Here is a 10,444-nt window from a genome sequence, read left to right as displayed (position 1 = left end):
CGACCGGGGTGGGGGTCACCCCCGGTGGGGTCGGTCCCGAGGGTGATCCCGAGTCATCGCAGGCACCGTTCGTGGCGGTCGTATGCGTTGATCGCCGCGCGTAGGCGTGCGACGTCCCGGGCATCGAGGTCGTACGGGCCGAGCTCCATATGAAGGCCGGCGGCATCGTGTGTCAGCCGGATCGGCATTGAGCAGTACGAGTCGAGTTCGTCGACGTGAGGCTCGATCGCTTCGTGCTCTTCGAGCACCATGCGGTCGAGTTCGGCGGTGGCGAAAGATCGGGAGTCGTCTAGTGCTGGGTATCGCGATGTCGTCATGGGATTGGTCCTCTCCGTCGGTTTTGGGCCTCGCGGCTGGCGCGCGCGTGTGCGCTTCCCGTGCGCCGGCCGCGAGGCGGTCAGTTGGGGTGGTAGGCGAGTGCGGCGGCCACTGATCGCCGCCTCTGCAGCTTCTGCAACCCGATGAGATCGGCGAGGTCTTCGCCTGCGGACGGGTATTGCTCGGCATACTCGTTGACGATGCGCGCCCAGCCGCTGCCGACCGGCAATGCCGAGGACGACACCAGCGCGAGTGCCCGGGCAACTACTGCTGCGGCTAGCGTGCGGTCGCCGGACTGCATGGCAGACGCGAATAGTTCCTGTGCAGCTGCGCTTTCGGTGACCTTGGAAGCTCGGTCTTGTGCGTCACGGTAGGCGATCAGCTGGTTGGGATCGCTGCTGCTCGTACTCGGGAGACCGAACAGTCGTCGCTCGATTGATTGGCGCTTGGCGTCGATAAGTTCTTTCTCCTGAGCGCGCAGCGTGCTGAGCTTGTCCTTCATCTGCGCCCGTTCGCTGTCGAGCTTCTGGCGCTTCCCGATGTCGCTGAGCGTGCTGTCCTTCGCCAGGCTGTCGCGGGTGCGGGCTCCGCGCTTGTGAAGGCTTGCGGCTTGCGCGCGCAGGTCCTCGATCTGGGAGTCGAGTTGCTTGAGGGACATTGCGGTGTGTTTCCTTTCAGGATGGTTAGACCGTGGTGCGGTCTGTGGTGTGGGTGAGGTTCCAGAGTTCCTGGATGCGGTCTGCGACGGGGTGGTCGCCGAAGTACCCGATGCCGGCTCGAACGACTTGGTCCCATCGGTTGGCGATGGCTTTTTGCAGGATGGCGAGGACCATGAAGTCGTGGGCCGAGTTGCTGGCCGCGACGAGTAGTTCGGCGGCGTCGGGTTCGTTTCTGAGGGCTGCCACATCTCTGCGACCGCGGGCGACGTTGTGAAACACGCTGCGCCGCAGGGTCTTGATCCGTTCGACGGTTGCGCGCGCGGCTTCGTCCCGTCGCCTGGCTTCGACGGCTGCCCAGTCGACGCGCTTCTCGGCCCGCTCCATGATGGTCGTCCGGAATTCCGGGCGTTCGGCGTTAATCGTCGTCACCGCCGATTATTTGCCTGATGAAGGCTGTGGAGCCCGTTTTCGGGGGGTCTTGACCGTCGGGCGGGCGGACCTTCTGCATCAGGTCGTTGAACTCGTCATCGGGTAGTTCGCGGAGGTACTGCTCGACTCCGAGCAATAGGTACTCAGTCGGGTTCACTGTTGCTGACCTGCCTTTCGTGCGGCGTATGCGACGACGGTCTCTCGTGGGTAGAGCCACCGACCGCCGACTTCGCGCCCACCGATCCGGTGTCGGAAGCGAGGGTCACGGGCCCATCTGTCTGTGCAGTGCAGGATTGCTGCTGCTTCGGTCGAGTCGATGAGTTCCTCTGCCTTCGAGGGTGTCGATTGAGGTTGCAGCGCACAAGTTTTGGTTCCGCGCACGGAACTTTCCAGCCGTTGATGCGCGGTCAACAGTCCATCCGGGCAGGGCTTTCGGACGAGTCTGTGGCGCGCGATGAGGTCGCAAACGGCGAGGTACGCCCATCGGATGTCCACGTGGCTGAGGCCGCGGGCCGCGGCGTGCCAATCCTCGTCGAGTTCGTCGGCGGTCACTTTGGCCTCACCATGCGGCTGGCCCGCCTGCGGGCGGGCGCGAGGGCGACGCGCACGACGCTGTGCACGCCGACGCAAAGCGGCCCGCACGGGACCAATTCAACCTCGGCCTGCCGTGCTTGCTCTCTGCTGTCCCAGTAGGTCCACTCCGCGGTGATGGGCCCGGTCTGGGTGCTGCGGTGGCAGACAAGCGCGGCCGTCATCGGAGGTCGCGTTTCAGTGCGGCGCACCAAGGGCAGCTGTCGTCGTGGTTGACGACGCCACGGAAGTATCCGGGGGCGACCTCGGCAACGGCGACGTCGGCGTTGCAGTCCGGGCAGGCGACGACTGCCGCCATGTCCGGGCCTGGCTGGTGCCGGCAGATCCGCACCCGCGCTCGCCTGCGTTCCGCGCGGTTCACTTTCACACCGCCCGGACGGGGCACCGGACGGCGCGTCCCTGTCCGCGCGGGGTGTCTCTTAAGAGACACACCCCCCGCGGAAACGTTGGGACGCGCTCGGAGCCGCGTTTCCCGGTTAGCCGCGCCGCAATTGATTAGACGCCAGCAACGAGGGCAGGCGCGCGCCGACGCTCGCCGAAAGATCGCCGACCTCACCGGCTCGCGGATGGCCAGGGGTGGCCCTCGATATTATGGGGGTACGGGTTTCGTAGCCGCGCACTGCATTTCGCGTAGCTCAAGTCTGTCTAATCCTGTTGTGTTGCAACGGGTTATACATTCCTCACCAGTTGCCAGAGCTTGACTTTGGTCAGGCCCTTGATGGCGTCTCGATCGGCGCCGGGATGCTCGACGAGCCAGTTGACTGGTGCGCTGTTGGTGCTGCTCTGCGGCGGCGGTCCGTCGGTTGGATGTTAGGCGAACACTCACCACCTGCGCGGCGTCGATGCCGCCGGTTAACCCCAGTGTCGGCATCGCCCCGCGCTGCAGGTACCCCCGCCGATTCCGTCAACGACCAGCCCCACAACCAAGGCCCCTACCGCGGCGTCCTCATCCACGTCCTCGACCCGCCGCCGGCCAGCAGCGCCGGTGATGGATCGAACAACAACGGCGTCTCGCGGCGAGCCGGTGGTGATCATCCAGCGAATCGTTCAAACTGGCAGCATGCCTCGCTAGGGGCAGCCTCAACAGCGGGACACCCGCATCGGAGGAAGGGGCCATCGGATGGGTTTTGTCGACGATTTCGGGCCGAGCAAGGACGAACGCGAGCGTGTCGCACGCGAGACCGCTGAAATCGCACGCAAGGGCGCTGAAGAGGTTGCGGCGATAAATGCCCAAACGCGGGAATCTGCCCGCTCGCACTCGGAGTACCGGCAGTGGCAGAGCCGACACAACCGCTGGGACATTACCTTCGAAGACTGGGTCCCCGGCCGTTATGTCCACGTCGTTGTCAATACGAATGACTGGCCCTAGGCACGACGAGTCTTCGGAACGAACACTACGGGGCGGTCAAGTCCAGGGACGTGGCGCACGAAGTCGCCGAGCGGCTTGTTCTGCGCTGACGCGCGCGGCGGCGCCGCACCCCTGCTCGTAGGCCATACCGGTCAGCCGGGGACCAAGACGGTATCGCCTGCGAGTAGCAGTGCAGAGTTTTTGTCGGTGGCAGGTGCCAAGGTGAAGATCCATCTCACCGAAGGACACCCGCCATGGCTTTCACCCCGCCCCTGAGCGTCGGCGACCTGCGGAACGGCTGGCGTTCGCTGGCCCAGCACCTCACCGCTGACCAAGTGGAACATCTCTCGGCGATGGAACGTCACCCCGCCTATGCCTTCCGGCCGGGATTTCTGCTCCTCGAAGCGCTCGAGCTCGTTCAGCCCGGCTGGGCGGCGGAGTACGCCGCAGCGCTCGCCGTCACGTAGCTTCCATCGCCGGCGTAGTGACGACGCGGCCAGATCAACGGGATCAGGGCGTACCTGAGCCCCGAAAGGCTCTCTGGCGCACCCGCGTCGGTGGCCGCCGACGGCGTGCCAGTCACCTTCCACAGCAACGGCATTCGTGCCTCCGACGACCGCAAGCCACTGCCAGATGCACCGGTTTCACCCGGCCCAGCCCGCTCTCCCGGCCCGCAACCGCGGCAGGGGCGGCTCCAAAGGTCTGACAACCCTTCGAAATTGCCCTTGACGGCGGGGTTAATACCGTGGCGAGCGGGTAACCGTTCGGTCACAATCTTCACGTCAGCAACTGGCACGAAAGCGACACGAGCATGCAGGACCACATCGACACGACCACCCTCGGCATCTGCCCTGCCTGTGGTTATCCAAAGTTCGGCGTCGGCCTGTGTGCCTACTGCCGTCCGGTGCAGGCAATGCGCGGCCCCTACGACTTCTCCTCGACTCCGTCTATGGGCCGGCCTCGGTTCAGCCCAGCGACAACGGCGTCCGTCTCTCCGATGGAACCCGACGTTCCGGACACCAGCGCCGCCCTACCGGCCTGATCGCATCCGTTTCCAAGTAGTGATCTGTCTATTAGGTCATTCTCAGCTTCGGGTCGTAGCTTCGTAATCAGCACGACAAGACATCCCCGATAAGCTCGGCCCGCCACCAACCCCCCCGGGTGGCGGGCCGAGATCGTGTTTGCTGCCCTGGAAACCTCACGACGACCCCAACGCAACCGCTAATGTTCGCGGTACGCCAGCACGGTCCAGACAACCCAGGGGTAGGACATGATTCGCGAGACGCTCGCGGCGACCGCCGTCGCCGCTGCCGCCCTGTGCTCGGCGCCGACAGCGGTAGCCGAGCCGGGTCCGATGTACCCCGACGATCCTGGCCGCTACTCCACCGACGTCCCCGGCATGATCTACGACGCCCACCTCACCGCACCGTGCACCAACATGGAACGGTTCACGTTCGGTCGCGGTAAGGGCGGCGAGGCGCTGCAGTGCCGGTGGATCCCGAACCAGTGGCCGCCGGTGTACACCGGGTTCTGGCAGATCGCCTACGAACTGCACGGTGTCCAGGAAATCGGCGCCCGGTGCCCCAAGCCCCAGGCCGCCGCGCAGGCGCCCGACGGCCGCCCCTTGCTGTGCGTGGGCGCTCAGGGCTGGCAGCCCGGCATTCTCACCAGCGCCGGTTTCACCCCACTCTGACGGTCGACACTGCTCAGGAACTGCGTAGCGTGCGGCTGGGCTCGGTGCCGAATACCTGCTTGTAGGCACTGCTGAACCGGCCGGGATGGCTGAAGCCGCACCGCCCGGCAATGGAGGTCACCGTGTCGAGCGCCGGGTCGGCTGACTGCAACTCCCGGTGGGCCCGTTCCAACCGGATCCGCCGCAGGTACTCCAGCGGCGTGGTGTCCAAGTGCTCACGGAACGCGTACTGCAGGGCGCGCGGGGTCACGTCGCTGGCCGAAGCGATGTCCCGAATGGTGATCTCGTACTCGGCATTGTCGTGAATGAAATCCAACGCCCGGCGCAGCAACCGCGGTTGCGTGGTTGTGGTCGCTCGGTTGTCTGGCCTCATCGTGGTGTCGGGGTTCCCGAACTTCGCGCACAGCGAAACCCTCGAGTGATCGACACCACTGTGCGGCCCTGACACCATCAGGTCCATGACCGACCGCATCGAGGTGTCACGGACCATTCCCGCCACCGCCGCCGACATCTTCGCAGTTCTGTGCGACCCACACGGCCACGTGGCGATCGACGCCACCGGCATGTTGCAGGACGCCGACGGCCAAGCCGTCCGCGCGGTCGGCGACACCTTCGTGGTGCACATGGACCGCGAGGCCCTCAACGACTTTCCCCTGGGCCGCTATGACGTCACCGTGCAGATCAGCGCATACGAGCAGGACGAATTGATCGCGTGGACGATCCTGGGACGGATCAAGCCGCAGATCGGCCACGTCTACGGTTACCGCCTGCAACCGGCCCAGCAGGGCACCCTGGTGACGTCCTTCTACGACTGGTCCGACATCGACCAGCACTGGCGCGACGCCGACATCTTCCCCGTGGTGTCCGAAGGCGCCCTGCGCGCCACCTTGGGAATCCTCGACCGGACCGTCCGGCGGGGCTACCCCCGCGGCTAGCGTCAACCCGCGGTTGACGGACAGGCATCGTCAACCTACGGTTGACGCATGAGTGATGCCGCCAAAATCCGCAATCCGGTCCGCCTCGACGACCTCATCGATGTCATCAAGACCGTCCACGAGGAACCCCTCGAACAGCTGACCGACGCCGTGCTGGCCGCCGAGGCCCTCGGCGAGGTGGCCGACCATCTCATCGGTCACTTCGTCGACCAGGCCCGCAGATCGGGCGCGTCGTGGACCGAGATCGGCCGATGCATGGGCGTCACCAAACAGGCGGCCCAGAAGCGCTTCGTCCCGAAGACCCCCACCGACGCCGAGGCGATGGATCCCGACGACGGCTTCAGCCGGTTCACCCCCCGGGCCCGACACGTCATCGTCGAGGCGCAGAACAAGGCCCACGACGCCGGCAATGCCGAGATCCAACCCGCACACCTGGTACTCGGCCTGTTCGCCGACCCCAACGGCCTGGCGGCGCGCCTGGTCGCCGGTCAGGGGATCGACCTCGCCGCGATCCCTGCCACCGTCACCCTGCCGCCGCGAGTCGCGGAGGTGCCGGCGCTGATCCCGTTCGACGCGCGCGCCAAGAAGGCGCTCGAGCTGACCTTCCGCCAGGCCCTGCGGCTCGGCCACAACTACGTCGGCACCGAGCACCTGCTGCTCGCGCTGCACGAAGAAGAGTCTGAGGACGGGACGTTGCACTCCCTCGGTATCGACCGGGAGCGCTTCGAACGTGAACTGCTCGCCGCGCTGGAAGCGTTCACCCACAACTGATTCCACAGCGCGCCATCGTGGCGTGCTCCCGGCGGCCGCCGCGTCGCGGGTCCGCGAGCCGGGAACACGCTTCTCGACCACGAGGCCACCTGGGGAATGAATCGCAACCCGGCGCGGTAGAACCTCACATGAGACTTCCCGACACCGCCCGCGACCTGATCGGCGCCGGCGCCGACGCGACTCTTGTCACGCTGAACCCCGACGGCAGCCCCCAGGTGACGCTCGTGTGGGTCGCGCTGCAGACCACAGAAGACGACGGGGACGAACTGGTGGTCGCGCACCTCTCCGAGCATCAGAAGGTGCGCAACGTGCGTCGTGACCCGCGCGTCGCGGTCACCATCGTCTCCCCGGAAGGTCCCGGTCAGGTGATGCGGCCCTACCTCGCCGTCAACGGGACCGCCCGGATCGTCGAGGGGGGCGCCCCCGAGGTCCTCGCCGGCCTCGCGCAGACGCTGGCTGCCCCCGGGGCGCAGTTCCCACCGCCTGACGCGCCCGGCGGCTACCTGACCCGGATCCGCATCGACAAGGTGGGCGGCGTCGGCCCCTGGGTGTCCTGACCGCCAACCCCCACAAACCATCTCGCCGGGTGTGCGATCATGCGAAGCACGCCTACGAGGGGACACCACAACATGCGTCGCTGGCTCGTGCTGCTGATCGCCACCATGGCAGCGCTCGGAAGTGTGCTGGCACCGTCGGCCTCGGCGGCCAAGATCCCCATCGGGCGCCTGGGTGAGCCACTGCGCGTGGACTTCAAGGGCCTGGTCGCCGATGTCACCGTCAACAACATCCTGCCCTCGGCGGTGCCCCCCGGCTTCGGCTATCCGCCGCGCCCGCCGCGCCATCAGGTCTACCGCGCAGACATCACGATCACACCGGTACAGGTACCCACGCCCTATGCGATGGCCATCACCTATCAGTTCCGCGGGGTGACCCCGACCGCCGACGCCTACGAACCCCGTAACAGCGACTCCCCCGACGCCCTGCAGTTCGGCATGCAGAACGCCCGCGTGGGCCAGACCTTCAGTGGCGGTGTCTGGTGGGACTGCTATCGCGATCTGGTCTCCAACGTCGTGCTGCTGGACAAGATCACCGGCACCCGACTGGCGCAGTGGAACGTGGCTTGACGCTTGACCGTTGAGATCGACCCGGCCTCGCCATCCCGGCTGGCCGAACTCGCCGACGTCGCCGCGCGCACCTTCCCGCTGGCCTGCCCGCCGGCGGTGAGCGCGGACGATGTCGCGGCGTTCGTCGCCGAGAACCTCAGCGCAGCACGCTTCGGCGACTACCTTGCCGACCCGCAGCGGGAGCTGCTCACCGCGACCGTGGCCGGGCGAATCGTGGGCTACGCCATGATGATTCGCGGTGTTCCCGACGACGCCGACGTGCTGCGCGCGGTCACCGCACGCCCGGCAGTCGAGCTGTCGAAGATGTACGTGCTGCCCGATGCCCACGGGGCGGGCGTGTCCACGGCGTTGATGTCGGCGGCACTGGTCAAGGCCGAGACATTGGATGCGGCGTGTGTGTGGCTCGGCGTCAACCAGCAGAACCGGCGCGCCCAACGGTTTTATGCCAAACACGGGTTCACGATCTGCGGGACCAAGTCCTTTCGGCTGGGCACCGCCATCGAGCAGGACTACGTGATGGTCCGCCCGGCCTGACCGGCGGCGGTCAGCGCCAGCAGTCGTGATGTCGCGCGCAGATACTTCTTCCGGAAACCCCCCGCCAGCATCTCCGCACTGAACACAGTGTCCAGCTTGGCCCCCGAGGCCACCACCGGGATCCCGGCGTCGTAGAGCCGGTCGGTCAGCGACACCAGCCGCAACGCGACACTCTGGTCGTCGATGGGACGAACCCCGGTGATGAACACCCCCGAGACACCTTCGATCAGAGACAGATAGCGCGACGGGTGCATCGTGGCCAGATGCGCGCACAGCGCGTCGAAATCGTCGAGCGTCGCACCGGGAACCGCCGCAGCTCGCTCGGCGACCTCGGCGTCGCTCGGTGGCTCCGGCGCCGGCGGAAGGTCACGATGGCGGTAATCCGGACCCTCGATGCGCACGGTGGTGAACATCGCTGCCAGCGTGTTGATCTCCCGCAGGAAGTCCTGCGCGGCGAACCTGCCCTCCCCCAACTGTTCCGGCAGCGTGTTGGACGTGGCTGCGACCGAGACACCACGTTCGACGAGCGCGGACAGCAGCCTCGAGATCAACGTCGTGTTGCCGGGATCGTCGAGCTCGAACTCGTCGATGCACACCAGCACGTAGTCGGAGAGTAGATCGATGCACTCGACGAACCCGAACACCCCGGCCAGCTGCGTGAGCTCGCCGAAGGTCGCGAAGGCCCGCTTGAATTCCCGAGGCCCGGACATGGCGTAGTACGACGACGCCAGCAGGTGGGTCTTGCCGACGCCGAATCCCCCGTCGAGGTACACCCCCACCCCGGGTAACACCTCACGTTTGCCGAACAGCTTCTTCTTGCCGGCCCGCCGCTGCACGGCCTGTTCGCAGAACCGTTGGCAGGCCTGCACCGCGGCGGCCTGGGACGGCTCGGCCGGATCCGGCTTGTAGGTGGCGAAGCTGACCTCGGCGAAGGTGGGGGGCGGGATCAGCTGGTCGATCAGCCGCTCCGGCGTGACACTGGGCCGCCGATCGACCAGACGCCCCACATCGCTGGACCCGTGCATGCAGGCACCATAACGGCGTGCTGTGATTCTTCGTATGTCCGGCGACGGTGACGGGACGCAGTTCACAGTGCTGGGCCGAATCGACGAGCTCGGCCCCGGCGGGCTCACGCAGCTCTATGCCCATCCAGAGCCCGAACCCCACATTCCGCGGTCATGCTGGGTGCGGGGGAACATGATCGCCTCGATCGACGGCGGCGCAACCAGCGACGGCAAGTCCGGGGCGCTGGGCAGAGCCGGTGACCGGGCGGTCTTCGCGGCGCTGCGCGAGGTCGCGGACGTGGTCGTGGTCGGTGCGTCCACCGCGCGGGTGGAGAACTACGCGGGGGTGCAGCTCAGCGCGACGCAGCGGCGGTCCCGGCAGCTTCGCGGCCAGGCCGAGGTGCCGCCGATCGCGGTGCTGACCCGGTCCGGGCGCGTGGAGCACGACGCACGGGTGTTGCGCCACACCGAGGTGACACCGCTGATTCTGACCAGCGCCGACGCGGTGTCCGACACCAGAGCACGACTCGGTGGGTTCGCCGAGGTCCTCGACGCCTCCGGGGGCGAGCCTGACTCGGTGGATCTGCGCATCGCGCTCGGATTGCTGGCCGACCGTGGGCTGGTGCGCGTGTTGACCGAGGGCGGCCCCGGGGTCCTGGGCATGTTCACCGCCCAACAGGTGCTCGACGAGATGTGCCTGACCGTGGCGCCGGTGCTCGTCGGCGGCGCATCACACCGCATCGTGACGGGACCCGCGGAGGTGCACACCGCGATGCGGCTGCGGCATGCGCTCACCGACGATGACGGCTACCTCTACCTGCGATACAGCCGGTCCGGCGCGGCGTGCTCCGACGCAGCTCAGTGATGCCGGTCAGTACTGTGGTCGGCATGCGTCGTCTGCTGCGTGCCCCGGGCACCCGAGGCTCCGTGTTGGCTGCGGTGGTCTGCGTCGTGCTGGCGGGATGCTCACCCGGCCTGGCGGCAAACCCGCGTTATGCCACCAACTCCGGGGCCGGCCCCCAGGGGCAGGCCCCGGAG

General features: G+C 67.0%; 16 protein-coding genes. 9 read left to right on the top strand and 7 right to left on the bottom strand.

Annotated features, from left to right (window positions below):
• Positions 1 to 53: 53 nt before the first annotated feature.
• The 5 genes from BEMPMBAN_RS29595 to BEMPMBAN_RS29575 all read right to left on the bottom strand — a co-directional run bounded on the left by BEMPMBAN_RS29595 (position 54) and on the right by BEMPMBAN_RS29575 (position 2,358).
• Positions 54 to 317 carry a hypothetical protein gene (locus BEMPMBAN_RS29595; protein ID WP_159235030.1) on the bottom strand — a complete coding sequence of 88 codons (264 nt, stop codon included), beginning with the start codon at positions 315 to 317 and terminating at the stop codon, positions 54 to 56.
• Positions 318 to 397: 80 nt separating this feature from the next.
• Positions 398 to 976 (bottom strand): hypothetical protein, encoded by a 579-nt coding sequence (locus tag BEMPMBAN_RS29590; protein ID WP_159235029.1) that lies wholly within the window; start codon positions 974 to 976, stop codon positions 398 to 400.
• 25 nt (positions 977 to 1,001) lie between these two features.
• On the bottom strand, positions 1,002 to 1,406 hold the full coding sequence (locus BEMPMBAN_RS29585) for a hypothetical protein (protein WP_159235028.1): 405 nt from the start codon (positions 1,404 to 1,406) through the stop codon (positions 1,002 to 1,004).
• The gene (locus BEMPMBAN_RS29580; RefSeq protein ID WP_159235027.1) at positions 1,393 to 1,563 is read right to left on the bottom strand and encodes a hypothetical protein; all 171 of its coding nucleotides are present in this window, start codon (positions 1,561 to 1,563) and stop codon (positions 1,393 to 1,395) included. Before BEMPMBAN_RS29580 ends, BEMPMBAN_RS29585 begins: the two co-directional genes overlap by 14 nt.
• A gap of 594 nt (positions 1,564 to 2,157) precedes the next feature.
• A complete protein-coding gene (locus BEMPMBAN_RS29575; RefSeq protein WP_159235026.1) occupies positions 2,158 to 2,358 on the bottom strand; it encodes a hypothetical protein in 201 nt (66 codons plus the stop codon).
• A 759-nt stretch (positions 2,359 to 3,117) separates the two neighbouring features.
• Between BEMPMBAN_RS29575 and BEMPMBAN_RS29570 the strand changes: the two genes are divergently transcribed.
• From BEMPMBAN_RS29570 to BEMPMBAN_RS29560, 3 genes are all read left to right on the top strand, one after another.
• Positions 3,118 to 3,366, top strand: a complete 249-nt coding sequence (locus tag BEMPMBAN_RS29570) for a hypothetical protein (protein WP_159235025.1) — start codon at positions 3,118 to 3,120, stop codon at positions 3,364 to 3,366.
• 233 nt (positions 3,367 to 3,599) lie between these two features.
• Positions 3,600 to 3,812: a hypothetical protein gene (locus BEMPMBAN_RS29565; RefSeq protein WP_159235024.1), complete on the top strand. Its 213-nt coding sequence runs from the start codon at positions 3,600 to 3,602 to the stop codon at positions 3,810 to 3,812.
• 803 nt (positions 3,813 to 4,615) lie between these two features.
• Positions 4,616 to 5,038: a hypothetical protein gene (locus BEMPMBAN_RS29560; RefSeq protein WP_159235023.1), complete on the top strand. Its 423-nt coding sequence runs from the start codon at positions 4,616 to 4,618 to the stop codon at positions 5,036 to 5,038.
• 13 nt (positions 5,039 to 5,051) lie between these two features.
• Here BEMPMBAN_RS29560 and BEMPMBAN_RS29555 read toward each other — a convergent pair whose 3' ends face one another.
• Entirely contained in the window at positions 5,052 to 5,528 is a 477-nt protein-coding gene (locus BEMPMBAN_RS29555; protein ID WP_234897770.1) for a helix-turn-helix transcriptional regulator, read from the bottom strand.
• On the opposite strand from BEMPMBAN_RS29555, the gene BEMPMBAN_RS29550 reads away from it, so the two are divergent.
• The 5 genes from BEMPMBAN_RS29550 to BEMPMBAN_RS29530 all read left to right on the top strand — a co-directional run bounded on the left by BEMPMBAN_RS29550 (position 5,497) and on the right by BEMPMBAN_RS29530 (position 8,402).
• Positions 5,497 to 5,973, top strand: a complete 477-nt coding sequence (locus tag BEMPMBAN_RS29550) for an SRPBCC family protein (protein ID WP_159235022.1) — start codon at positions 5,497 to 5,499, stop codon at positions 5,971 to 5,973. The genes BEMPMBAN_RS29555 and BEMPMBAN_RS29550 overlap by 32 nt on opposite strands.
• 48 nt (positions 5,974 to 6,021) lie before the next feature.
• The gene (locus tag BEMPMBAN_RS29545; RefSeq protein WP_159235021.1) at positions 6,022 to 6,744 is read left to right on the top strand and encodes a Clp protease N-terminal domain-containing protein; all 723 of its coding nucleotides are present in this window, start codon (positions 6,022 to 6,024) and stop codon (positions 6,742 to 6,744) included.
• A 128-nt stretch (positions 6,745 to 6,872) separates the two neighbouring features.
• Positions 6,873 to 7,301 carry a PPOX class F420-dependent oxidoreductase gene (locus BEMPMBAN_RS29540; protein ID WP_159235020.1) on the top strand — a complete coding sequence of 143 codons (429 nt, stop codon included), beginning with the start codon at positions 6,873 to 6,875 and terminating at the stop codon, positions 7,299 to 7,301.
• A 72-nt stretch (positions 7,302 to 7,373) separates the two neighbouring features.
• Complete coding sequence (locus tag BEMPMBAN_RS29535) at positions 7,374 to 7,868, top strand: hypothetical protein (protein WP_159235019.1); 495 nt, start codon at positions 7,374 to 7,376, stop codon at positions 7,866 to 7,868.
• 3 nt (positions 7,869 to 7,871) lie between these two features.
• On the top strand, positions 7,872 to 8,402 hold the full coding sequence (locus tag BEMPMBAN_RS29530) for a GNAT family N-acetyltransferase (RefSeq protein WP_159235018.1): 531 nt from the start codon (positions 7,872 to 7,874) through the stop codon (positions 8,400 to 8,402).
• Here BEMPMBAN_RS29530 and zapE read toward each other — a convergent pair.
• A complete protein-coding gene (gene zapE / locus BEMPMBAN_RS29525) occupies positions 8,378 to 9,427 on the bottom strand; it encodes a cell division protein ZapE (protein ID WP_159235017.1) in 1,050 nt (349 codons plus the stop codon). The genes BEMPMBAN_RS29530 and zapE overlap by 25 nt on opposite strands.
• 34 nt (positions 9,428 to 9,461) lie before the next feature.
• Between zapE and BEMPMBAN_RS29520 the strand changes: the two genes are divergently transcribed.
• On the top strand, positions 9,462 to 10,271 hold the full coding sequence (locus BEMPMBAN_RS29520) for a pyrimidine reductase family protein (protein ID WP_159235016.1): 810 nt from the start codon (positions 9,462 to 9,464) through the stop codon (positions 10,269 to 10,271).
• Positions 10,272 to 10,444: the final 173 nt, after the last annotated feature.

The organism is Mycolicibacterium austroafricanum, assembly GCF_902705885.1.
GTDB classification, from domain to species: domain Bacteria; phylum Actinomycetota; class Actinomycetes; order Mycobacteriales; family Mycobacteriaceae; genus Mycobacterium; species Mycobacterium vanbaalenii_A.
The sequence above is the reverse complement of the archived record's forward strand: the minus strand, read 5'-3'. Positions and strand labels throughout refer to the sequence as shown.